This is a genomic window from Nitrosospira sp. Nsp14, assembly GCF_900113575.1.
Classification (GTDB): domain Bacteria; phylum Pseudomonadota; class Gammaproteobacteria; order Burkholderiales; family Nitrosomonadaceae; genus Nitrosospira.
Window position 1 is genome coordinate 22,489 of sequence record NZ_FOPV01000012.1, and the last position, 24,300, is coordinate 46,788.

The 24,300-nt window shown below is 58.2% G+C and carries 20 protein-coding genes and 1 pseudogene; 7 read left to right on the forward strand and 14 right to left on the reverse strand.

From position 1 onward, the window contains the following. Window positions 1–143: 143 nt before the first annotated feature. The 3 genes from BM022_RS09095 to BM022_RS09105 form a co-directional block, all read right to left on the reverse strand. Entirely contained in the window at window positions 144–4,259 is a 4,116-nt protein-coding gene (locus BM022_RS09095; RefSeq protein ID WP_091138690.1) for a PAS domain S-box protein, read from the reverse strand. Then, a complete protein-coding gene (locus BM022_RS09100) occupies window positions 4,256–5,527 on the reverse strand; it encodes an ABC transporter substrate-binding protein (protein WP_091138806.1) in 1,272 nt (423 codons plus the stop codon). The genes BM022_RS09095 and BM022_RS09100 overlap by 4 nt, the downstream gene beginning before the upstream one ends. Window positions 5,528–5,898: 371 nt before the next feature. Then, the gene (locus BM022_RS09105) at window positions 5,899–6,831 is read right to left on the reverse strand and encodes a histone deacetylase family protein (RefSeq protein WP_091138691.1); all 933 of its coding nucleotides are present in this window, start codon (window positions 6,829–6,831) and stop codon (window positions 5,899–5,901) included. 354 nt (window positions 6,832–7,185) lie between these two features. Here BM022_RS09105 and BM022_RS09110 point away from each other — a divergent pair, with 354 nt between their 5' ends. From BM022_RS09110 to BM022_RS09130, 4 genes are all read left to right on the forward strand, one after another. Then, window positions 7,186–9,318 carry an EAL domain-containing protein gene (locus BM022_RS09110; RefSeq protein ID WP_091138693.1) on the forward strand — a complete coding sequence of 711 codons (2,133 nt, stop codon included), beginning with the start codon at window positions 7,186–7,188 and terminating at the stop codon, window positions 9,316–9,318. A gap of 575 nt (window positions 9,319–9,893) precedes the next feature. Further along, entirely contained in the window at window positions 9,894–12,047 is a 2,154-nt protein-coding gene (locus tag BM022_RS09120) for a hypothetical protein (protein WP_091138695.1), read from the forward strand. A 242-nt stretch (window positions 12,048–12,289) separates the two neighbouring features. After that, a complete protein-coding gene (locus BM022_RS09125; protein ID WP_091138697.1) occupies window positions 12,290–13,309 on the forward strand; it encodes a class I fructose-bisphosphate aldolase in 1,020 nt (339 codons plus the stop codon). Between the two features lie 33 nt (window positions 13,310–13,342). Continuing rightward, window positions 13,343–13,669, forward strand: a complete 327-nt coding sequence (locus BM022_RS09130; RefSeq protein ID WP_091138698.1) for a DUF190 domain-containing protein — start codon at window positions 13,343–13,345, stop codon at window positions 13,667–13,669. A 98-nt stretch (window positions 13,670–13,767) separates the two neighbouring features. Here BM022_RS09130 and BM022_RS09135 read toward each other — a convergent pair whose 3' ends face one another. From BM022_RS09135 to BM022_RS16405, 3 genes and pseudogenes are all read right to left on the reverse strand, one after another. Then, window positions 13,768–14,904 (reverse strand): HAF repeat-containing PEP-CTERM protein, encoded by a 1,137-nt coding sequence (locus BM022_RS09135; RefSeq protein ID WP_091138700.1) that lies wholly within the window; start codon window positions 14,902–14,904, stop codon window positions 13,768–13,770. A gap of 249 nt (window positions 14,905–15,153) precedes the next feature. Then, window positions 15,154–15,279 carry a PEP-CTERM sorting domain-containing protein gene (locus BM022_RS16400; RefSeq protein WP_143079564.1) on the reverse strand — a complete coding sequence of 42 codons (126 nt, stop codon included), beginning with the start codon at window positions 15,277–15,279 and terminating at the stop codon, window positions 15,154–15,156. 133 nt (window positions 15,280–15,412) lie between these two features. Beyond that, window positions 15,413–15,631, reverse strand: a pseudogene (locus tag BM022_RS16405) (hypothetical protein); the annotation flags it as partial. Window positions 15,632–15,640: 9 nt separating this feature from the next. On the opposite strand from BM022_RS16405, the gene BM022_RS15505 reads away from it, so the two are divergent. Beyond that, a complete protein-coding gene (locus BM022_RS15505) occupies window positions 15,641–15,802 on the forward strand; it encodes a hypothetical protein (RefSeq protein WP_177191671.1) in 162 nt (53 codons plus the stop codon). 81 nt (window positions 15,803–15,883) lie between these two features. Here BM022_RS15505 and BM022_RS09145 read toward each other — a convergent pair whose 3' ends face one another. Continuing rightward, a complete protein-coding gene (locus BM022_RS09145) occupies window positions 15,884–17,044 on the reverse strand; it encodes an HAF repeat-containing PEP-CTERM protein (RefSeq protein WP_091138701.1) in 1,161 nt (386 codons plus the stop codon). A 336-nt stretch (window positions 17,045–17,380) separates the two neighbouring features. Beyond that, a complete protein-coding gene (locus BM022_RS09150; protein WP_091138703.1) occupies window positions 17,381–18,706 on the reverse strand; it encodes an HAF repeat-containing PEP-CTERM protein in 1,326 nt (441 codons plus the stop codon). A 241-nt stretch (window positions 18,707–18,947) separates the two neighbouring features. Between BM022_RS09150 and BM022_RS15510 the strand changes: the two genes are divergently transcribed. Further along, on the forward strand, window positions 18,948–19,109 hold the full coding sequence (locus BM022_RS15510; RefSeq protein WP_177191672.1) for a hypothetical protein: 162 nt from the start codon (window positions 18,948–18,950) through the stop codon (window positions 19,107–19,109). A gap of 345 nt (window positions 19,110–19,454) precedes the next feature. Here BM022_RS15510 and BM022_RS09160 read toward each other — a convergent pair whose 3' ends face one another. After that, window positions 19,455–20,624, reverse strand: a complete 1,170-nt coding sequence (locus tag BM022_RS09160; protein ID WP_091138707.1) for an HAF repeat-containing PEP-CTERM protein — start codon at window positions 20,622–20,624, stop codon at window positions 19,455–19,457. An 88-nt stretch (window positions 20,625–20,712) separates the two neighbouring features. Between BM022_RS09160 and BM022_RS16410 the strand changes: the two genes are divergently transcribed. Then, window positions 20,713–21,075 carry a Tn3 family transposase gene (locus BM022_RS16410; protein WP_177191673.1) on the forward strand — a complete coding sequence of 121 codons (363 nt, stop codon included), beginning with the start codon at window positions 20,713–20,715 and terminating at the stop codon, window positions 21,073–21,075. On the opposite strand, the gene BM022_RS16015 is transcribed toward BM022_RS16410, so the two are convergent. The 5 genes from BM022_RS16015 to BM022_RS09185 all read right to left on the reverse strand — a co-directional run bounded on the left by BM022_RS16015 (window position 21,050) and on the right by BM022_RS09185 (window position 24,191). Then, window positions 21,050–21,571: a PEP-CTERM sorting domain-containing protein gene (locus tag BM022_RS16015; RefSeq protein ID WP_256209087.1), complete on the reverse strand. Its 522-nt coding sequence runs from the start codon at window positions 21,569–21,571 to the stop codon at window positions 21,050–21,052. The genes BM022_RS16410 and BM022_RS16015 overlap by 26 nt on opposite strands. A 66-nt stretch (window positions 21,572–21,637) precedes the next feature. Then, window positions 21,638–22,240 carry a hypothetical protein gene (locus tag BM022_RS15765; RefSeq protein ID WP_218146865.1) on the reverse strand — a complete coding sequence of 201 codons (603 nt, stop codon included), beginning with the start codon at window positions 22,238–22,240 and terminating at the stop codon, window positions 21,638–21,640. 244 nt (window positions 22,241–22,484) lie between these two features. Then, a complete protein-coding gene (locus BM022_RS15205) occupies window positions 22,485–23,003 on the reverse strand; it encodes a hypothetical protein (protein ID WP_143079559.1) in 519 nt (172 codons plus the stop codon). A 97-nt stretch (window positions 23,004–23,100) separates the two neighbouring features. Then, window positions 23,101–23,484: a PEP-CTERM sorting domain-containing protein gene (locus BM022_RS16020; RefSeq protein ID WP_091138712.1), complete on the reverse strand. Its 384-nt coding sequence runs from the start codon at window positions 23,482–23,484 to the stop codon at window positions 23,101–23,103. Then, window positions 23,481–24,191: a hypothetical protein gene (locus BM022_RS09185; RefSeq protein ID WP_091138713.1), complete on the reverse strand. Its 711-nt coding sequence runs from the start codon at window positions 24,189–24,191 to the stop codon at window positions 23,481–23,483. The genes BM022_RS16020 and BM022_RS09185 overlap by 4 nt, the downstream gene beginning before the upstream one ends. Between the last annotated feature and the right edge of the window lie 109 nt (window positions 24,192–24,300).

Sequence of the window (24,300 nt, forward strand, 5' to 3'; positions counted from 1 at the left end):
CCTGGCAGTTACCATCACATCAAGTACCCCGGGAGTCGTTTGCTGACTAACTTTAACGTTATTCGTTGACGGGAAAAATCCGCGATGCATCCAATGGAAGCACGGTGAACCCCACGTCCGAGAATGCCTAGCGAGAATGCCTATTATGCCAATGATTCGATATATTTATCCACCAACGCCAACTCCGACTCGAAACGCGGCAAGAGCGTGTTCAACGCCTGCGCGTCGCCCGCTTTTCCGGCACGCTCCATCTCCGCGCATAACTCACCCAGGCCGAGGGCGCCAACCGAACGCGCCGCCGATTTAAGCTTGTGTGCGGCGGCGCCAGCCGTCGCAGTATCCCCCGCTACGCAGGCCGCACCCAGCTCGGTTCCGATTTTGGTCGCGCTGACGCGGAAATCCTGCAGAAATTCTCCAATTACCGCGGGGTCGTCCCCCACCAACTGTTCCAGGACCTTCACATCCACCGGTTTTTGCGTAACGGTTACTGGCACTGCGGCAGGGGTGACGAGCTTGATCAACTGAGCAGTGGCCGGCACCGGCATCCACTTCTGCAGGATGGCCCTCAGGTGCGCAAGCTGCACCGGCTTGCTGAGGTAATCGTCCATGCCCACCGCGCGGCAATGCTCGGCCTCGCCTTTGAGCGCATTGGCGGTGAAAGCGATAATCGGGGCGCGGCGCTTGCCCTCCTCCGCCTGGCGGATCGCGGCGGTCAATTCGTAGCCGTCCATCTCCGGCATGTGTATATCGGTCAGCAGCAGCGCGTAGTTTCCGCTTTTCCAGCGTTCCAGCGCTTCACGGCCGTTCCCAGCAATGTCAGCTGCATATCCCAGCAAGGTCAGCTGCTGCCGGATTACCTTCTGGTTGATTTCATTATCCTCGGCCACCAGGATGAGCCTGCCTTCGCTCAGCGCCTGCTCGCGGGATGGAACCGCAACCGGTTCGATCTCGGGTGGACGCACCTCGGCTTCTTCTTCCAGACGACCCGCCGCAAGAGCCACGGCGCGCAGAAACGCGTCGCGATGCATGACATCGCCGTCAACCGTGACGGTATCCACTGTTTCGGCACGCTCGTGACGGCGCCGCCCGCGCCTGATTACGACAAAACGTGGTTCCATGTCGGGCTTGTGGTGTCCATGCTCGAGCACCACGAAGTGGGGATCGACGTCCGGCCGGGCGTGAAAAGCGGCGCGCAAATTATCAAGCGGCGGAATATCGTGTCCCGCATCGATGATGACCAGCCACAAGCCGGGCGGGAGCTGCTCGATGCGCTTGCACGCCTCCGCCACATCCGTTGCCCGCTCGGCGATCGCCCCACTGTATCGCAGATAGATCGCGAGATCATCCGCCAACCCTCTCGGGTCACCCACCACGAGGCAAGAGATACCGCTCAGATCCAGGATTTTGCTTGCGGCGGGGGCGGCAAGCGGCGACGTGAACGCGAGACGCACCGTGAAAATGGACCCCTCGCCCGGCGCGCTCTTTACGTTCACCGCCCCCCCCATCAATTGAACCAGATGATGGGAAATCGCCAAGCCCAGACCAGTCCCGCCGAAACGCCTGGTGGTGGACGCGTCGCCCTGGGTAAAGGAAGTAAACAGCCGAGCCTGGGTTTCCTCGTCCATGCCAATGCCATTGTCAATGATCTGGAATTCCACCGTTGCCTGGTCGAGACTGCGATCCACCAGCACCGCGCGCACCGACACGCGGCCGGGTTCCTGCCGGCCGCTGGAGAATTTAATCGCGTTATTGGCAAGATTGACCAGCACCTGGCGCAGGCGCAGGGCATCCCCGCGCACCTCGTCCGGAATGGCCGGGTCCAGAAACATGGTCAGCTCGACTCCCTTCCTTACCGCCAGACTTTCGAGCATGGCACAGGCCTTTTCCACTACTTTTGTCACCGACATGGGCGCCTGTTCGATTTCAAGCCGGCCGGCCTCGATTTTGGAAAAATCGAGAATATCCTCGATGATCTCCAGCAAGGCGAACGCCGATTCGCGGATGAGATCGACCATCTCCGCCTGGTAACCGCTGAGACTGGTTTGCTGCAATACGTCTGCCATTCCGATCACACCGTTCATGGGCGTGCGTATTTCATGACTCATGGCCGCGAGGAAGATGGATTTCGCCTGGTTGGCCTGCTCGGCATCGCGGCGCGCCTGCTGCAACTCCTTAAGGATGCGCATCCGCTCGCTGATGTCGATCGCAGAAGGAATTATTTTCACCACCCGGCCTTTGGCGTCGAGAACCGGCACCAGCATGCAATCAGCCGTCATGAGACCGCCATTGGCAATGCGTATCTCAAGGTCACGGCGAACTATTTCGCCGGCTCGCGCCCGGTTGATGTCTTCTTGAATCTGGGCCTTTACCTCCGGTTTGTACGAGAACCAGGGTGTTTCGTCGAGCGTCTTGCCGATGACATCCTGGCTCTGCAGGCCGCCTACCTCCAGTGCGGTACGGTTGACGTCCACCATGACGCCATCAGGGGTCATTTCGCCAACAAGCGCAGCCAGGTTGTCCACAATGGCGCGAAAACGCTGCTCACTGTTGCGCAGCGCCTGCTCCACGCGCTTGCGTTCGCGGATATCGCGCAATACCCCGGTGAAATATCGTTTTCCCCCAACGAAATATTCGCTGACCGCGACATACAGGTCAACGATTTCTCCGTTCTTGTGCTGCCCTTCGACCTCGCGGCCCATACCGATGTTATGCAGGCCCTCTACCTCCAGCGAGAGTATATGGTCGAATTCACACCGGCCGCGCCCGGTCCGGTAGTACCGGTTGATGTATCCCTCGTGCCCGCTGCGGTGGGGTTCGGGCATGAGTATGGAGATACTCTTGCCAATCACCTCGTCGCGCGTATAGCCAAAAAGTTTTTCTATCACCGGGTTGACCGATCGGATGATGCTTTTGTCGTCGATCGTGATGATGCAATCCACCATGTGCTCAACAATGGAACGCATTTCCTCTTCCTTGCTCACCAGGATCGCATTGGCTCGCTCAAGGTCGGCGGTTCGTACCGCGACCCTGTTCTCCAGCCCCAGGTTGAGCTGCCGCAGATCGTCTTCGGCGACGTCGCGCTCGCGGTTGCTGGCGTTGAGGCGCTCGGTCATGGTGTTGAAAGTGAGCGCCAGTTGCCCGATTTCGTCCCATCCTTCAACCGGCACGCGCTGCTGCAGGTTTCCCTCCGCGATGCGGCGGGCGCTCAGGCTGAGATTCTTAAGCGTCGTGACGACGCGCCTGCTGAACAAAAGCGCCCCCAGCATGGCGGCGATGAGGGTCAGCCCCGAAATCAGCAGGCCGAACGTGCGCACCCGATCCATGAAGGCAAACACCTCGTCCGCATCCATCTTGACCTCGATGCTCCAGTTCATGCGCGGCAGGTAGCGCCACGCCGCCACCACTTCCTTGCCGCGGTAATCCATCTTCAGCCCGCCCCCGCGTTCGCCGTGCAACCCGCTTTGTATCGCGGTGGACAATGACGGACTATTAAGCGGTACCTTGAACTCCAGCGCGGCGTTGGGCTCATGCTTCAGGGGCGCCATCACCAGCCCGGTGCTCTCGTTCAACAGGCGCGTCAGCACCGTTTCGCCGCTCGCCCCGAGGCCGACGTTGTCCGTCACCACCTGGAATACGCGCTCGCTATAGATCTGCAACCCCAGCACGCCCTCCAACCTGCCCTCGATTACGATCGGAAACGCCATGAATGCGGCAATCCTCCCGTGGGAGGGCGCATAACGCTCGAAATCGGAAACGCCGTCCTGCAGCGTATTCAAGGCCTGACGCGTAACTATCGCGAGCCCGGAGGTCCGGTACGGGCCCGTTATCAGGTTGGTGTCGAAGTCGGCTTCATGAGCGTCGGTATAGACGATTTGACCCTGGGGAGAGATCAGGAACAGATCGTAATAGTCTGCTTCCTCCACGAAGCGCTTGAAGTGTTCCCGGTAGCGCGCGTCCAAACGCCGATAGGCGTCGGAGTTCACCCCCCAGCGGGCATGGGCCTCCGCAAACTCGCGCATCGCCTGGCGCGTCGTGCTCGCCGTCTGGATGACACGAGCATCGAGGAGGCGTTCGCGCAGGTAACTGTCGATCTGCTCTGCTTTCATATCGGCAATCGCTGAAACCTGCCGGATGGCGGTCTGTTCCATCTCGGTTTCGAACGTGCGCATGAGGGTGTAGCCGATGATCAGGATAGGCAGCAGGGAAACCGCGACAAACCAGACCGCGAAGCGCTGCGTGAGCGAGGTGAACCGCATCATGATTTCTGCTCCCCGGCCAAGCTGAGCGACTTCAGCAGCAGATCCCACTCTTCCCGCGACCGGTAGGAAGGGAATGGCGCAGGCTCCAGCGGCCGCCCCGATTCCCAGACGATATCGAACTGCCCATCCTCGCGCGCCCTGCCGACGCGCGCCACTTTCCACGCATGGTGCGTGATGGGATCGAGCGAGACGATCCCCTCGGGCGCGGCCAGGCTCTGGCGCAAGATGGTGCGTTGCACACTGCTCAGGCTGCCCGATCCGGCCTCGCGCGCCGCGTCGATCCACATTTTCATGTTGACGTAGGAGGCTTCTGTCGGGCTATCGAGCACCGCGCGGCTACCGAAGCGCTCCTGAAATTTTTTTACGAAGTCCCGGTTCTCGGGGGAGTTAACCGTCTGGAAATAATTTCGTGCCGCGTAGTGCCCGGCCATGCGGGCAGTATCCTCGGCGACCAGCACCTCGGTTACACTGAAGGAGAGCACCGGCACATCGTCAGCAGTTATCCCCCGCGCACGCAGCGCATTGAAGAACGGCGCATTGTCGATGCCGCTGATGGAATTGAACACGATGTCGGGTTGCTGCAAGGCAATGTCGGCCGCCATCTCATCCATTGCCGCACTCTGCATGGACGCATAGAATTCGCCCACTACCTCTGCGCGATGAGCGGTGAGGAGATCCTTGATAAGCAGATTCAGCACGCGCGAAAATGTATAGTCCGAGCCGACCAGATAAACGCGCTTGACGCCCTGCCGTGAATTGCCGGCCTTTCCAAGATTTTCCAGCGCCCAGTGCACCGCCGGCATGACCAGTTGATTGGGTACAGCACCGCCATAAACGATATTTGGCGACTGCTCGAGACCTTCATACCGCAGCGCATAAAAGAGCAAATGCCGGTGCTTCTCGACCACCGGTCTCACCGCTTCCCGGCAAGCCGATGTCCAGCATCCGAACAGGGCCTCGACATACTCCTGTGTTATCAGCCGCTCCGCCTGCCGGGCGCAGTGTTCCGGGTCCGGCGCGCAATCGAGCACGAGCGCCTCTATCTTCCGCCCGTTGATACCACCGGCCGCGTTTGCCTCATCGATCGCCAGATGAATCGCATCTATCAACGGCTTTTCGCTAATCGCCATGGGACCCGAGAGCGAATGCAGCACCCCGACCCGGATCGCCACCTGCACCCGGGAGTAGTGCTGCCAGATCGCGATGCCTACGACCAGCAGCACGGTCAGCAGGACAAGCGCGACACGCCCCTTATGGCTGATATTCACCACCTGTTTTTTGGCGTAAGGCCCTCATAAGTAATCCGATAGTAAAAATTTGCATAACCCTGCGCAGAGTACGTTCTTATCATAGACACAATGGTCGCGTTACGAAACAAATTGCTAAAAATAACTGATGCTGATGTGGCACGTCGCGCCTGAGGTTCAGAACCCAAGATTGGGGGCTTGAGGTTCGGGGCTTGCGCCGAAGCGTGGCAGGGACACTGGTCTGGGCCCTAAAGCTGTGCCGAGGTTCCCCCCTCCGGCATTCCGGCCGCAGCCTATACAAAGGGCAGGGGCCGCGTGAGCGGAGAGCCACTCGGACTCACGCATCAGGAACACCGGCCACACGTAATGCTCCCGAAACGCTCACGAAACGCTTACGAAGTGTTCAGGGCCTGCACGTGGGCTGCCACGCTCCGCCCCAGCGCCTTCAGGTCATAGCCCCCTTCGAGAACCGATACGATGCGGTTGCCTGCAAATCGGCGACCCGCTGCGCATATGGTTTCGGTGACCCACGCGTAGTCATCTTCGACAAGATTCAAGGAGGAAAGATCGTCGTCTCGATGCGCGTCGAACCCGGCTGAAACAAACAGCATCTCGGGCTGGAAGCGATCGAGCGCCGGCAGCCAGAACTCATGCACAGCCGCGCGAAATAATTTACCGCCGGCGCCAGCTGGCAGCGGAATGTTGACCATGCGCTCGGATCTCCCCTCGGCCCCACTGAACGGATAGAACGGGTGCTGGAATATGGAAACCATCATGACCCGCTCATCGTCGCGAAAAATATCTTCGGTGCCATTGCCGTGATGCACGTCGAAATCCACCACGGCGACACGCTCCAGGCCATGCGCCTCCAGCGCGTGCGCCGCCCCGACCGCGACATTGTTGATGAAGCAAAAACCCATCGCGCGGCCCCTTCCGGCATGATGGCCGGGCGGGCGGATGTTGCAAAAAGCATTATCAGCCTTCTTTTCGATCACGAGGTCGGTCGCCAGCACGGCCGCCCCCGCTGCCCGCAACGCCGCGTTCATGGAATGACGGTTCATCGCGGTGTCGGGATCAAGATATGCCGCGCCTGAGGATGCTGCACGCAGGCTTGCTGCCTCCAGCATTTCGATGTAATCAGCTGCATGCACACGCAACAGTTGCTCATGAGTCGCGAGGGGCGCAACATGACGCTCCAGCTTGGGCATGAGTCCGCACGCGACCAGTTCATCCTCGATTGCCGGCAGCCGTGCCGGGCGTTCAGGATGATAGGGGCCGCATTCATGCAAGAGGCAATCGGGATGCGATATAAAAGCGGTATGCATAAATGTTCTCAGGCGGTGGAGGCCCCGGGCTTACCCCGGAGGCATATTCTTTCGCACTCGATCTTCCCCGGAAATTGAACCACCGTCCAGTCCGTGATACCCTCGAATGGAATTTCTAAATGAACCCGCCGCGTGTGCGTTGCAGGTAGAATCAGAATAAAAGTAAAGGCGCATGTTCGGGGTCTCTCGCGCTCGATCCTGGCCGACTGGATGCCAGGGCGGGCGCCTTCCCCAGAAGACTCTGCTGCGCTGCGCGCTGCCCTCGCTTCGCCGCCTTTCGCGCATCCTGTCCGCCGGATTCCGCGAACGGGCAGTTGCGGATTTATTTAGACGTTTCCTAAAATCAGGCGTTCAATGTCTCTTTTCCGACAACTCTGGCTGACCATCATCCTGGTCACGCTGATAAGTTTTTCCGGCAGCTTTGCCGTGAGCCTGCTCAGCACCCGCAGCTACCTTGAACAGCAATTGCACCGCAAGAATGTGGATAGCGCCAATTCGCTGGCCCATTCCATTTCCCGGCTAAGCAAGGACCCGGCCACTGTCGGCCTGCAGATCGACGCATTCTTCAATAGCGGCCAGTATGAGGCGATCTCGATCACCGCGCCGGACGGCACAGTTATCACCGAACGCGTTGCGAGTCCGGTGGACACCGGAGTCCCAGAATGGTTCGTCGATCTCCTCCCCATCAGCGCACCCGCCGGACCGGCTCAAATCCCCGACAGCTGGATGCATTTTGGCGTGATCAAGGTCGTGAGCAGCGTCGGCCTTGCCCATCAGGCGCTATGGGAACAGGCGGAAACCCTGCTGGCCTGGTTCCTGGCGGCCGGCATCTTGTGCGGATTCATCGGCGTACTGATACTGCAACGCATCAACAAGCCTCTGGGCGCGATGGTCGCACAGGCTGAGGCCATTACCGAACGGCGCTTTCTCACCGTTTCCGAACCACGTATCGCCGAGCTCCGCAGCATCGCGCGCGCCATGAACGACCTGGTGAGACGCCTGCACAACAGGACGCTCGAGGAAGCGTTGCGGCTGGACGTCTTTCAGCAGCAGATCAACCACGACCCCATCACCGGTCTCACCACCCGCGAGTATTTCATGAGCCGGTTTGGAGCATTGCTGGAACCCGAGGAAGCGCTGCCCGACGCCAAAGATCTGGGCGAGCCCCCAACCCAGGGCAATGCCGGTGCAGTCGCCCAAGCGGCCCAAACGGGCGGCGAAGCTATCAGCGTCGCGGGCGCCGGGGAAGCCACCACACCGGGCGGGACCAGATTGAGAGAGGCCGAACTGACGGAGGCGGACCAGGAACCCGTTGCAGCCGCAACCGCAGCTGTCATCGCGTTGGATGGACAACGCGGCGTTCTCTTCCTCATCCGCTTGCACGGTCTGGAGAAGATCAACCAGACGCTTGGCTACAGGCAGGCAAACAGTTTTTTGCGCCAGATCGGCGATCTCGTCAGCAAGATCGCCGGTGACAGGGGCGGCGAAACCTCCGGTCACCTCGCGGCGCGCCTCAACGGGTCGGATTTTGCCCTCATCGCCCCGCATATCGAGGATGCAGCCGAATTCGCGAACCGCTTGATGGTCGAACTCGCTGCGCTGTCGTCCCGGCTTGGCTGTGACTCAACCAACCTCTACCATATCGGCGCCGTCCATTTTCAGACCGGGGATACGCTAGGCGAGCTTCTCGCCAGCGCGGACAGCGCACTGGCCGTGGCGGAGCGCAAGGGCGTAAATGCCTGGCATGTCAGCAATCCCCCGCCCGCCGCCAAGCCTGCTCCCGATATCAGCAACTGGCGCGATATTTTCGGCGGGGCGTTCGCTCATGACCGCTTCAAGCTGGTCCTCTATCCCGTGGCTGGCGCCGCTGGCGCGACATTGCACCAGGAAGCCGTCGTGCGCATGCAAGCCCAGGCCGATGGCGGGTGGCTGGAGGCAAGCGATTTCATCCCCACCGCGGCGCGCCTCAACCTGACCGGCCCGCTCGATCTGGCGGTCATGCGTCACGCGCTTCAGGTGCTGGAGTCGAGCACGGGCGACCTGGCGATCAATCTGTGCATCGAGTCTGTTGCGGAGCGGGCCGACCGCGACCAGCTGGTGAACCTGTTGCGCCAACACCCCGAGCTGTGCAGTCGCCTGTGGATGGAGGTGCCTGAGGATGAGGCTTTCCGCAATTTCGACGCCTTGCAGGACTTTTGCCGGGTGTTCCAGGAACTCGGGTGCCGCACCGGCATCGAGCACTTCGGCCATCACCAGGGCGAGTTTGGGCGGCTGACTGGTCTGGGCCTGCATTATCTGAAGATCGATGCCAGCTTTGCGCACGGGATCAATCAGAACAGGAGCAACCAGAAATTCCTCAAAGGGTTATGCAACCTTGCCCGCGGTAACGGCATCATGGTCATTGCCGGCGGTGTCCAGAACGAGGCAGAGCTGAAAACACTGACCAAACTGGGTGTCAAAGGGTTTACCGGCCCGGGCGTGAAGTAATCACCGGCCAACCCCCCCTCGCCTTTGCGCTGATGGGCGCATTCTGCGAAACCTGGGGTTACGTTAATTTTTAATTCCCTTGCTTGCAATGCATGCAGGATGTATCTATAAAAAAGGGATGCTGTGTGGGGTTCGTCCAGCGTCAAGGACCGCTGAACAAATCTGCGCTGGCGCGACGGCGGCTTTGCGGGATGGGATGCGAAGGCGACGACGCGAATGGGTGATCCCCTTCGCTAGGAGTCTGACAAGGCAGACCACCCGCAAAGCCCCGTCCCATCAGGGTTGCGATAAATCGGGTGCTCATGGCGTTGCACTCCTTGGCATCGTCGTACGAGCTGCGGCCAGCTACGACCGGCGTCGCGCGCCTTATGATCATCCCGATTTTAACAGTAACGCGCTCAGCGGAGATTTGTTCAGCGGTCCTTAAGCAAGGGACGCGAACTTTATCCCGCCGTTCCCTGGCATGCCCTGGCATGAAGATGGACACGCCGCGTCGGGGATTGACGGGTTTATCGGAAGTCGCGCGACAAAAAAAATTCTGTTTGGCGAACAACCCACAAAAAAAAGGATAAATCATGGCCACGCACTCACCCGTACCCTCACACACATGGAACTTCTTCCGTGCCGGCGGTTTCGACCAGGTGCAAATCGATACCGGCGCGGACCTGCTGGCGTTGAAGGAACTGGATCAGAAATTATGGGTAGCGCTGAGCTGCCCGACACGCGGCATAGAATTCGATACGAAAACGCTCGACCTGATCGACAGCGATAACGATGCCCGCGTGCACGCCAACGAAGTGCTGGGGGCGATCGGCTGGGCCGGGCGGTTGTTGCGAAATCCCGATCTGCTGGTGGAAGGCGGCAATAGCCTGGCCCTGGGCGAAATAGACGATGCCACGGAGGAAGGTCAACAAGTCCTGGCTTCAGCGCACTACATCCTTAAGAACCTCGGCAAGCCCGAGGCCGCCAGTATTTCCCTGGCGGACATGGCCGACATCGAGAAATTCGTCGCGGGGTTGGAATTCAACGGCGACGGTGTCATTGCCGCGGCGCGCATTGCCGACGCAAGTTTACGGGCAACCATCGACGACATTATCAAATGCCGCGGACCGGTAGCGGATTTGAGCGGCGAGCCCGGCATCAACCAGGAAATCAGTGACGCGTTTTTTACTGAAGTCTCCGCCTGGCTCGACTGGGAGGCCAACGCGGACGGGGACAAGGATGTCCGTTTCCTCGGGGAGAAGACCGGCGCCGCAGCCGATGCATTCCAGGCTGTCAAGGAAAAGGTAAACGACTACTTTACGCGCTGCGGCATGGCCACCTACGACATTCGCGCAGCGATACCGCTCAGCCGGTCCGCGGAGGATTACCAGGGTGTCGCCGCGCAAACGCTATCAACGCAAAGCATCGACATCGCGAATTTCCCGCTGGCGACAGTGGAGGCAGATAAACCTCTGCCTTTGGTTGCCGGCATCAACCCGGCCTGGCAAAGACAGATCGAAGCGTTGCGCCAACATGCCATCGTTCCCCTGCTCGGCAAGAAGGAAAGCCTCTCCGCCGCCGAATGGGCAACGCTTGGCGCCCGGTTCGAGGCGTTCGAGGCTTGGCAAGCCGCCCGACCCGCCGGGAACGTCGAGCAACTGGGCGTGGCGCGCCTGCGCGAGATTGCCGCCAGCAACCATCGCGACGAGATCGACGAGTTGATCAGATTGGATAAATCGGTGGAAACCGAGGTAAAGGCGACCCTCTCGGTGGAACGGCTGCTGCGTTACCGCCGCGACCTGTACAAGCTGGTGAATAACTTCGTCTCGTTCCGCAGTTTTTACACGGGACGGGACAAGGCGATATTCCAGGTCGGAACGCTATACCTGGACAGCCGCAGCTGCGACCTGTGCGTGCGAGTCGAGGATATCGCCAAGCATGCGGAGTTTGCAGCCATGAGCGGCCTTTATCTCGCGTATTGCGACTGCATCCGCAAGGGTGGCACGGAAAAAATGAGCATTGCCGCTGCGTTTACCGCCGGCGATTCGGATTTTCTCCTGGTGGGCCGCAACGGCATTTTCTATGATCGCAAAGGCAACGACTGGGACGCCACCATCGTGCGCATCGTAGACCATCCGATCAGCATCCGCCAGGCGTTCTGGTCACCCTATAAAAAACTGGTCAGGTTCATCAACGATCAGTTGCGGAAACTCGCGGCCGCACGAGCCGCGGCGGCGGACGCAAAGCTTATCCAGACAGCTGTCGCGACCGCCACGCCGGTCGCCGCGGGCACGCCCCCGCCACCGCCCAAGGCGCCTTTCGACGTTGGCAAGTTCGCCGGGATCTTTGCCGCGATCGGGCTGGCGCTTGGTGCCATCGGCGGAGTGCTCGCATCCGTTATTGGCGGAATACTGGGGTTGAAACTCTGGCAGATTCCCTTGGCTATACTCGGCATTATCCTGCTGATTTCTGGGCCGGCGATGATTGTCGCCTGGTTCAAGTTGAAAAAACGCAACCTGGGTCCGATGCTGGATGCAAACGGCTGGGCGATCAACTCGAGAGCCCTCATCAACATCTCGTTCGGCACCTCCCTGACCAAGCTCGCCCGCCTGCCGGAAGGCTCGAATCGCTCCCTGACCGATCCCTACGCGGACAAGAAACCGGTCTGGCCGTATTACCTGATCATCGCCGGAGTTGTCGTTGCCATGATCTTGCTGTGGCTGATGGGCCTGTTCGACGGGTCTTGAACCTCACGGAACGCAATACGCCAGCGCTGGAAGATTGCGTCGCGCTCTATTGATTGTCGGCGTGTTCGGGCATAAGCTGATATTTGTTCTATTTCGCCTTATCTGCGGCCGCATGCGCTTCTTCATATGCGGGAGGCAGTGAGGCCCGGGCTGCGATCCCGCGATGGGCGCGGACGCGAACTGCGGCCCCGTTTTCTTTCTGGGAGAAGACGGAGGGAAAGATAATCGAGGAGGATAAAGCAATGAATATCGATGAACTCAAGTCAACGGCGGAACAAATCGCCGCCCCGCAAAAAGGCATCCTTGCGGCAGACGAAAGCGGTCCAACCATCAAGAAGCGCTTCGAGCCGATCGGGGTGGAATCAACCGAGGAAACACGGCGCCGGTACCGCGAAATACTTTTCACCACCGAAGGCATCGAACGTTATATCGGCGGCGTCATATTCTATGACGAAACGCTGCGCCAGACCGCCAGCGATGGCACGCCCTTCCCCAAACTGCTCTGGAACCGGGGCATCCTGCCCGGCATCAAGGTGGATAAAGGCGCGAAGGCGCTGGCATTGCAGCCGGGCAACAAAGTGACCGAAGGCCTGGACGGATTGCGCGACCGGCTCGCAGAGTATAAGCAGCTCGGGGCAAGATTTGCCAAATGGCGCGCCGTAATGGAAATCGACGAGCACGACATTCCCTCCGACTACGCCATTTGCGCCAATGCCCATGCGTTGGCGCGCTATGCGGCCCTGTGCCAGGAAGTCGATCTTGTGCCAATCGTCGAACCTGAAGTGCTCATGGACGGCGCCCATGACATCGACCGGTGCGAGGTCGCCACATCGTGGATGCTCGCTCGTGTCTTCGCGGAGCTTGACGCTCACGGGGTCCTGTTTGAGGGCATGCTGCTCAAGCCTAATATGGTGATACCCGGAAAGAAGTGCCCGCAACAGGCCAGCGTCCCCGAAGTCGCTGAAGCGACAGTCCGCTGCATGCGCCGCTACGTCCCCGCCGCGGTGCCGGGCATCGTTTTCCTCTCCGGTGGGCAAAGCGCGGAGGATGCGACCGACCATCTAAACGCCATGAACGCGATGGGGGAGTATCCGTGGCAACTCAGTTTCTCCTACGGACGCGCACTGCAGGCGCCGGTCCTCTCAACCTGGAAAGGACAGGAAGAAAATGTCCCGGCGGCGCAGCGGGAATTTCACAAACGCTGCCAGTTGAACGGCTTGGCGCGCGAAGGCATATACAGCAGGGCGATGGAAGCCGCCTGAACGCAGCGCACCGATCGTCCATGCGGGGCATTCATGGAAAGCGCACGCGGAATATACCTCAAGTTCTATGTAAGCGAATACCGCGAACACAAGGGCATCCTGGTGTTCGAATGGCTGCTTGAGCGCGCACGCAAGTTCGGCCTGGAGGGGGGCACCGCAACGCGCGCTGTTGCCGGCTTCGGGCGCCACGGCGCGCTGCACGAGGAAACGTTCCTTGAGATCGCGGCGGACCTGCCGGTGGAAGTGAGTTTCGTCCTGACTGAGGAGGAGGCCGCGCTTTTCCTCGACCTGCTGCAACTGGAAAACATCGACCTGTTCTATGTCAAATTCCCGGTGGAGTACGGGTTTCTGCCCGACTAGTCATGCCTTCAAGCGCCGCCGCTAGCGTGTGCAATCGCAACTCGGAGAGTTCGACTCCCTCTTTCCTCCATATTAACTGCCTAAATTTCTACGTGCGTCTAGCCCAATGGACGCTTTCGCCGCGCCGTGAACCCCAGCAGGCCCAGCCCTGCTAAAACCATGGCGTAGGATTCCGGTTCAGGGATAAGGCCAACGGCGATGACCTGGCCCGCGTTATTGATGTCTAAGGCGGTGTATAGCCAAACTCCGTCCGGATCAACCAGTGAATTGAGATCGGTAACCCCCGTGCCATTGGCACCGGTAATGAAAGCAGCGGCGCTAGTCGAGGTGGATGAAAATCCCACCACCTGCCCCGCATCGTTGATGCCAGATGCGTAGCTGTAATTACCACCTAAAGTATCGAGGAACCTTATACTCTCGCCATTGGGACCGGTCATGAAAGCATGAAGATCATCGGGGGTTGTGGAATATCCCACCACTTGCCCAGCATCGTTGATGTCAGAAGCGCTGCTCCCAACGCCCCCTAAAGTGCCAAGATCCATCATTCTTACGCCTTCGGGACTGGTGACGAAAGCATGATTTGGACCGTTGGTCGTCTCCGAAGCACCCACCACTTGCCCAGCAGCGTTGATGCCAGTAGCCCCGCTATTATTCCCGCCAAGAGTGCCAAGGTCCCTCATGCTTTCGCCATTGGGACCGGTGATAAAAGCATGACTCTCCCCGCCGGCTCTCTCGGAAAATCCCACCACTTGCCCAGCATCGTTGATATCAGAAGCGATGCTCTGAACGCCCCCTAAAGTGCCAAGGTCCCTCATCCCCAACCCATCAGGGCCAGTGATGAAAGCATGAATCATCCCGCTCGCGGTATCGGAATATCCCACCACCTGCCCGGCGCCGTTGATGCCATTAGCCCAGCTCCGGTTCCCGCCCAGGGTGCCAAGGTCCCTCATGCCCACCCCATCCGGGCCGGTGATAAAAGCATGATCCCAAGCCCCAGGAGCGCTCCCCTGAAGGGAGTAACTCCCCACCACTTGTCCGGCATCGTTGATCGCCTGGGCATCTGTGACACCCCCGCCCAAACTCCCTAGCTGTCTCGCGGTGTTGCTGTTAAGGTCAATCAGGAATGTTTCCCAGATAAGGTCCTGGGCGGTGGCATGAGTGACAAAACCGAGGCCAGCAAACAGAGATGCAGCGAGGATAAAGGTGCGGATTTTAGAGCGAAGCGCAATTTTCATGATGATCTCTCCTGAGAAGGATGCGCACTATCGAAGCAGGGCCCGATTTAACACTGGGTGAAGAAGCTGAATTGTCAAGGCAGGAGGGATAGGCATCTTGGCCCTTTGGTAACATCTGTAAAAACCTATCCTGAGCCTGAACGTCGGTTCGGCAGGGGGTTCGCAGGGGTCAGATAGGACAAAGACCGGAGGCAGGCGGGAGGCCCGTGATGGCTCTGAGCAGATACCGCGGTAAATTGGAACGCGAATCTAGATCAGCAGGCGCTGTCGCCGCGCCATGAACCCCAGCAGGCCCAGCCCAGCTAAAAACATGGCGTACGACTCGGGCTCGGGAATTTGGATGGCGATGACCTGACCCTCGTTATTGATGTCTATCCGTTACCTAGAATAACGCCATCCGGCAGGTCGACTAGCGAATTGAGGTCGGTCATGCCTTCGCCATTAGGCCCGTGACGAAAGCATGGGCAGGGCCTCGGATGTCCAGGAATATCCAACAACCTGCCCGATATCATTGGTGCCCAATGCGAAATTGCCGTAAAAACCACCTAACGTACCAAGGTCCCTCATGCCGAGGCCATCGGCTCCCCGTGATGAAAGCATAGGCGGAGCCCAGAGCCGTGTAGGACCACCACACCGACCGCCTGGCCAGCATCGTTAACGCCAAAAGCCTCGCTGTAACCGCCCCAAGCGTGCCAAGATCTCTCATCCCCATGCCACCAGCGCTGGTGAGGAAGGCATGGTAATCTCCAGCAGCAACGCGGGACTATCCTACCGCCTGCCCCGCATCGTTGATGCCAGTAGCACGGCACGGCTGGAACTGCCGCCCACTGTGCCAAGGTCCCTCATACCCATCCCATTCGGTCCGGTGATGAAAGCACGGATTGCCCCGCATTATTAATGTCGTAAACCCAGTCGCCAGGGTTGCCAATAACCCTCATGTCATCACCGTCGGGGGCACAGCACGAGTTTTAACGGGTTTCTACAACGCCTCCCGCCTTTGCCGAATCATGAACGCGAGTAGTCCCAGCCCGGCTAAAAACATGGCGTAGGTTCCGGGTTCGGGGATAACGCCGATGGCTATCACTTGGTCCACGTTATTGATGCCGGTGGCTTCGGTTAGAACCAGCCCACCACGCACATCAACGAGCGAATTGAGATCCATCATGCCTGTGCCATCGGGGCCGGTAATGAAAGCATGGCGAGCGCCTTCAACCGTGGGAGAATAACCCACCACCTGTCCAGCCTCGTTGAAGCCCTGAGCGATGCTGTAATCAAATCCGCCACTACCGCCCAAAGTGCCAAGGTCTCTCATCCCCATCCCATCGGGGCCGATGATGAAAGCATGGGGGGCGCCTCCAGCGGTGTAAGACCAACCCGCCGCCTGCCCGGCGCCGTTGATGCCAGAAGCATCGCTGTGATCACCGCCCAAAGTGCCAAGGTCTCTCATACCCATCCCGTCGGGGCCGGTGATGAAAGCATGCTGAAGACCTTCAGCCGTGTAAGACCAACCCGCCACCTGCCCGGCGTCGTTGATGCTGGAAGCACTGCTTTCAGTACCGCCCAAAGTGCCAAGGTCTCTCATACCCATCCCGTCGGGGCCGGTGATGAAAGCATGGCTGGGGCCGCCTCCAGCCGCGAGAGACCAACCCACCACCTGCCCGGCGTCGTTGATGCTGGAAGCACCGCTATGATCATAGAAGCCAGTGCCGCCCAACGTGCCAAGGTCTCTCATCCCCATCCCGTCGGGGCCGGTGACGAAAGCATGGTGAAGACCTTCAGCCGTGTAAGACCAACCCGCCACCTGTCCCGCATCGTTAATGCTGGAAGCACCGCTATGATCATAGAAGCCAGTGCCGCCCAACGTGCCAAGGTCTCTCATCCCCATCCCGTCGGGGCCGGTGATGAAAGCATGCCGAAGACCTTCAGCCGTGGAAGACCAACCCGCCACCTGCCCGGCGTCGTTGATGCGGTTAAAGCCGGAATCATACGGGCCACCACCACCGCCCAAAGTGCCAAGCTCGGTTACCGTCTTGCTGTTGAGGTCGATGAGATATGAACGTACTTGTGCGGAGGCGGGGGTGCCGAAACCCAGACCAGCGAAAAATGCTGCAGCGAGGATAAAGCCAGGGATGATTTTCATGATGCTCCTCTTCGGTATTCTTCAACAACAGGATGGGACTGCCAAGCTGTGAAAAAGCAATAATCCTAGTTTAAAGATAGATTAAAGACTTGAATTGGCAAGGCGGACGAAATGGGAGATGCGCCTGGAAAGGCAACAGCAAAGGCGCCTTTGGGCGGTTCCTGAGGGAAAGGCAGTCTTCCTCTTTTAACGCTCCGGCGGCTTTAAACGCGCTGCCCATTTCTCGGCAAAAGCAACCCGCAGGGCCTTATGTTGGGGAGAGCATGCCAGGTGCGAGGGCTCATCAAGCAGCAGCTGCAACTACAGCATCATGGAAGTTATTAGGCCAGTACAGGGCTATCCCAGGCTAAACGTATTCCGGGCACTCATCTTCTTTCGTCGCGCAATGAATCCAATCATGGCCAGGCCTGCAAGAAAGAGCGCAGAGGTCTCCGGCTCCGGGATGACTCCAATCGCGATGACCTGCCCTGCGTTATTGATGTCCACCGCCCCGGTTAGAATAATTCCCTCCGGCAGGTCAACCAGCGAATTGAGGTCGGTAATGCCCGCGCCATTAGGGCCAGTTATAAAAGCGTGGAAGGCCAAAGACCCGGCCTCGAGGTTAGACTGCCCAACCACCTGCCCGGCATTGTTGATCGCATACGCTCCGCTGTAATCTCCACCGAGCGTGCCGAGCTCCCTGGTGCCTGCGCCATCCGGCCCGGTAATGAAGGAGCGGTGAAGGTCAGGGAAGTCTTCTTCCGGCATCCAGTAAGTTAAGGTAACCTGGCCAGTATCATTAATTCCGGTAGCGCCACTTGAAATTGCGTTAGAGTCGGAGAGGCCAACGTCTCTAATGCCGACCCCATCCTCGCCGGTGATAAACGGTTGGTGGGAAGGATCGCCGGCGCTACCCGTAACCTGCCCTGATGCATTGATACTGGAAGGACTGACAAAATACCAGCCGCCGCCACCCCCGTCAGGACCAACAGCGATATCCTTCATGCCCGCCCCATTCGGACCCGTGATAAAGGCATGCCAACTCCAACTCCCACAACACGGTTCGATCCGCTCCTCCGTGAACCATCCCACCACTTGCCCTTTATCATTGATGTCCCCAGCCTTACTGATGAGCTTACTTGCTGTGAGATCCCGCATACTCATTCCATCAACGTCGGTCATAAAAGCATGCGAGGCGCCTCCAGATGTATCGGACGATCCCACCACCTGCCCGGAATTGTTGATGCCAGAGGCCTCGCTGTTCCTCCCGCCTAGAGTGCCAAGATCCCTCATCCCCATGCCGTTGGGGCCAGTGATGAAAGAATGGAAAGAATAGTCGTATGTTGTTACCACTACCTGCCCGCTATCGTTGATGTCATAAGCAACGGTGTACATCCCACCAAGAGTGCCAAGGTCCTTCATTCCTACCCCATCAGGGCCGGTGATAAAAGCATGCGAACCGCCGATGGAGTAAGACTCCCCCACCACCTGCCCGGCGTCGTTCAGCGCCGCGGGGCGAGTCTGTCCTCCCTCGAGGTTCCCTAACTCGGTCGCTGTCCTGGTGTTCAGATCAATAAAATAGGCGCGGTCCTGTGCGGCGGCATGAGTAATAAACCCAGGGCCCGCAAACAGGGCTGCAGCGAGGATAAAGCTGCTCGCTTTGAAGCAATGGGTAATTTTCATGATCGAGTTGTCCCTCGGAAGGACGCACACTGCGAAAGCAAGGCACATTTAAAACTAGACGAGGAAGCCGAATTGTCAAGGCACGATGAATTCCAAGTCGGGCCGCCCGCTTCAACCCGCGCATTAACGCATCTAACAAACGACGCTTCGATAGCGTGTTGACAGAGATCTGACGGGATAAAAACCGGTGGTCGGCCGCAGGCGGTCCGGGACGACGCCCACAGATGCAGCGGTAGCTTACATGGCACATCTAAACGGTAGCCACTTCCGCAAGGCGCGCGACAGGGAATACTACCTCGTCCAACTGACGCGGACAGGCATCAAGAACCGTGAGAATGCATACTGGGCGGAGCGTGACATCGACTCGCACGACGTGATGAGCCGCTACGCCCTGGAGGATTAGCACCGAGTGCAGGGTAAGTAATGCGGGGCGGATCGTTGTGCTGAGGCCACCCCACGACTTGTCCCGAGCTGTTTATGTCATCTGCCCAAACACGATAGCCGCCGCTTAAAGTGCTAATCTCGGTCGCGGTCCTGCTGTTGAGATCATGAGATAAGAACGATAAGGTTGGTCCTGGGCGATCGCCTGAGTTATAAAGCCGGGGCTAGCGAACAGAGCTACAGGGAGGAAAAACTTCCGGTTTTAAAGCCGTGGGGTCTTTTTCGTGATGAGGGACTTCGCTGGAAGGGATACTGCTGGAGGAGCAGCACGATTTCAAGGTAGACCACGGAGTCGGCTAGCATAGGCCTACCCCAGGCTAAAACCTCCAGCATTCATCTTTTTTCGCCGCGCGGTGAATCCGACAAGGGCCAGGCCTGCAAGAAAGAGCGCATAAATCTCCGGCTCCGGGACAACTCCGATTGCCACCACTTGCCCGTTGTTATTGATGCCGATGGCATCAGTAAAAATCACCCCGGGCGGATGAACCAGGGAATTGAGGTCCGTCACGCCCGCGCCATTGGGGCCGGTGATAAAAGCATGCGGATCGCGTCCATCGTAACGGCCTCCAGCCGTGTAAAATGAGCCCACCACCTGCCCGGAATCGTTGATGCCATTAGCGTTGGTCAACGGAGGGCCCATAGGGGTAAGATCCCTCATATCCATCCCGTCCGGGCCGGTGATGAAAGCATGCGAGTCGTTTATCGGCGTCTCCGTTATAAAAGATCCCACCACCTGGCCCGTAGCGTTGATGCCATTAGCACCGCTGTTAATACTGGCTAAAGGTCCAAGGTCTCTCATACCCATCCCGTTGGCGCCGGTAATGAAAGCAAGGTAGCCCCCGCTAGCCGCGCCAAACTCGCCCACCACCTGTCCGGCATCGTTGATGCCCCTTGCAACGCTGTTAATCCCCAAACTGGCAAGGGCTCTCATACCCATCCCATCGGGGCTCGTGATGAAAGCATCATGCAAACCACTAGCCAGATCAGAAGCACCCACTACCTGGCCAGCCTCATTGATGGCATAAGCCGAGCTCCTACCACCGTCCAAAGTGCCAAGGTCTCTCATACCCATCCCATTGGGTTCGGTGATGAAAGCATGGAGAGCGCCTCCAGCCGTTTCAGACGAACCCACCACCTGCCCGGCGTCGTTGATGTCGGATGCCCCGCTGCTAGAGCCGCCCAAGGTGCCAAGGTCTCTCATGCCGGTCCCGTTGGGGCCAGTGATGAAAGCGTGGGGAAAGCCGCCAGCTGTGACAAACGTACCCACCACTTGTCCGGAATCGTTGATGCCATATGCAGAGCTAAAATTATGGTTCACGGTGCCGAGATCGGTTGCTGTTTTGCTGTTGAGGTCGATAAAGAATGCATGTTCTACTTGTTGTACTTGGGCGGAAGCGCTGGTGCCGAAACCCAGACCAGCAGAAAATGCTGCAGCAAGGATAAGGCCACGGACTTTGAAGCCACGGATGACTTTCATGATGAATCCTTCCTAGTTTTCTCAACAAAAGGTGGGACTGCCAAGCTGTCAAAAAGCAATGCTCCTGCTTTGAGGATAGATCAAAGATTTGAATCATCAAGGGGCACGAAGTACAGGATGCCTGTCAGGTCGTCAAACGCCACCGCGCGAGCGGTCTGAATTTACTCGTCGCCGCCATCATTTATGGAACACGAACTATCTGCAGCGGGCTGTCGATCACCTTCGAAAGCAAGGGCACCATCCGGCGCCCGGATATCTTGCCCATCCGTTCCCCTTGGGCTGGGAGCACATCAACCTGACGGGCGATTACCAATGGGATACGTCTCCGATTCTCGGGCCAGACCAGTTTCGGCCGCTTCGAACCCGTATACATGACTTCGCCGCAGCGGCTTGGCGTGCTTTAAAGCGCGAATCGTGTCTTTACCTCAACTACCGGCCTGCCCCAGGCTAAAAGCTTCCCCACCCATCTCCTTTCGCCGTGCAATGAAACCGATCAGGGCCAGGCCTGCAAGAAGCAGCGCGTAGGTCTCAGGCTCCGGAACGATTCCGATGGCAACCACCTGCCCATTGTTATTGATGTCGTTGGCATGCGTTAGAACCACTCCCACCGGCAGATCAACCAGCAAATTGAGGTCCATCATGCCTGCTCCGTTGGGGCCGGTGACGAAAGCATGCTCTATGTCCGGGCCTCCAGCAATGCCCGAATGACCCATGGCCGAACTACCCACCACCTGCCCCGCGTTATTGATGGCGCGAGCCTCGCTGCCATTACCGCCCAAAGTGCCAAGGTCTCTCATGTTTGTCCCGTTGGAGCCGGTAATAAAGGCATGACCGTAAGAATAAGGATCAATGTCCACGGCATTTGTGGCCCTTCCCACCACTTGGCCGGCATTGTTAATATCATTGGCCCAGCTGTCGTTCCCGCCGAGAGTTCCAAGATCTGTCATGCCGACGCCGTTGGGGCCCGTTATAAAAGCATGAGATGGTCCGGTCGTGTAGTCGTACCCTACGACCTAGCCCGCGTCATTGATTCCGAAAGCGGAACTGTATCGTCCTCCAAGGCTCTTCATGCCCATGCCATTCGGGCCAGTTATAAAAGCATGAGATACTTGATCACTTCTAACCGATAGGTCCCCGACGACCTGCCCGGTGTTATTGATATCATAAGCATGACTAAGCGAATACTCTTCGAATGGGCCTAGATTGGTCATTCCCCTACCATTGGGCCCAGTTATGAAAGCATGTGAAGTGTTCCCTACGCCGGGAAGAAAGGAGGTACCGGCCACTTGCCCCGAAGCGTTGATACCAGAAGCCGAACTCCCGCCTCCGCCCAGATCACCGAGATCGGTCATGCCGACGCCATTGGGTCCGGTAATAAAAGCACGCTGACCGGCGGCGGTGTAGGAGAATCCCGCTACTTGCCCGGAATCGTTGATAGCAGAGGCGTAACTAGAATCCCCGCCCAGCATACCGAGACTTGTCACCTGCCCAGTGTTGAGGTCAACAATGTACGAGACATTTTGTTGGGCAGAGGCAGGAAATATAAAACCGAAACCGGCACTCACTGCTGCGGCGAGGATAAGGCTGGGAATTTTGAAGCCACGGATGATTTTCATGATGAATCCTTCTCGGTTTTCTCAACAAAAGGTGGGGCCGCCAGGGTGTCAAAAAGCAATACTCCTGTTTTGAGGGTAGATCAAGGATTTGAATTATCAAGGGGCACGAAATCCAGGATGCCTGTCAGGTCGTCCACCTCAGAGCCTGCAGGCCCTTCTGGGGCCAGCATGGACGGTGCGCATTGGCACGACGAAGCTTCAGCGTCCCGGAAGTTATTAACCCGAAGTTTATTCAACTACAGGCCTATCCCAAGCTAATAGCTTCCCCATCCATCTTCTTTCGCCGCGCGATGAAACGATCAGAGCTAAGCCTGCAAGAAGAAGCGCGAGCGATGCTGACATCTTCACCTAACGAGCCAAGGTCCCTTATGCTCTCGCCATTAGAGCCAGTGATGAAGGCAGTTTTAGAAGAAGAAGTTGGAGTAGAATTTCCCACCACTTGCGCCGCCTCATTGATGTCCGCCGCGTCATCGTAGATACTACTACCTGCCAAGCTCAGATCTCTCATCCCCATGCCATCAGGACCGGTAATGAAGCCATGGTTAAGTCCTTGACCTGAGGGAAAATAATATCCCACCACCCGTCCGACATCATTCAACGCCCTAGGTACGGTCGTACCTCCCTCCAGGCGTTCAAGCTGGGTTACCGTCCTTGTGTTGAGGTCAATCAGGAATGGAAGGTGTTCCTGGGCGACGGCATGAGTACCATGGCCCAGACCGACATCAGGGCAACGCGCAGAATGAGGTTGCTGACGTTGAAGCAACGGTTGAGTGACATGGCATCCTCCGGCAGGGCGATGTTTAGGATCGGTTACTTCAAAATAGGTAATGGAAGTTAAGCTGTCAAAAGGCAGTCCCTATTTATCCCGGATTTTCCGCCTTCTTTCGTCTCGCCATGAACCCGACCAAGCCTAAGCCAGCCAGCAGCAAGGCATAGGTTTCAGGTTCGGGAACACTCGTTGCGATGATCTGCCCCCGGTTATTGATGTCCACGGCGTTTGTTAAAAGAAGCCCGTCCGGCAGGAAATCCAGCGAATTAAGGTCCGTCATGCCTACGCCATTGGGGCCGGTCACAAAGGCATGAATATTGCCAGAGACGGTGGGGGAATTTCCAACCACCTGTCCCGCGTCATTGATCCCCTCAGCGTCGGTACCAAGTCTGCCTAAATTGCCAAGGGCCGTTATACCCACACCATTGGGTCCCGTGATGCCCGCGCCCCCCGCTACCTGCCCGGAAGCGTTCATGTCGCTGGCAACATCGCCACGGCCCCCAAATCTGCCAAGAACCTGCGTCCCGGCGCCGTCGGGACCGGTGATGAACGAAACAAAGCCCCCCCCTCCGGCGGTGCGAACACTGCAAGCACCTGCCCCGCATCGTTTATCGCAAACGCAGCGCTGTCGGCACCCGCCGGAATGCCGCCAAGATCCCTCATCCCCACGCCGTTGGGACCAGTGATGAAAGCATGCAGAGAATTGTCTGTAGTGGTACGTACTCCCACCACCTGCCCCGCACTGTTGATGCCTGTAGCCCTACTATTATCTCGCCCCAAAGTGCCTAAGTCGCGCATCCCGATGCCATTGGGACCGGTGATAAAAGCATGGTCAGCGCCCGTCGCCGTCCTGAACTCTCCCACCACCTGCCCCGAATCGTTAATCCCTAAAGCCCGGCTGAAGTTGCCGCCCAAAGAGACCAGGTTCCTGATGCCCTCGCCATCAGGCCCGGTGATGAAGCCCATCCCTGAGGTTTCTCCCACCAGCTGCCCAGCATGGTTTATGGCCTCAACAGATATGAGATGACCCGGAGACCCAAGCTCCTTTACTGTCCTGTTGTTGAGGTCGATGAGGTATGAATGTTGTACTTGTGCGGCGGCGCTGGTGGCGAAACCCAGACCAGCAGAAAATGCTGCAGCGAGGATAAAGCCACGGACTTTGAAACCAGGGGTGATTTTCATGATGAATCCTCTTTATTTTTTTTCGATGAAAGGATAGGACTGCCGGTGCTGTCAAAAAGCAATACTCCAATTTTTAAAAATAGATAAAGGATTTGAATTGTCAAGGCGA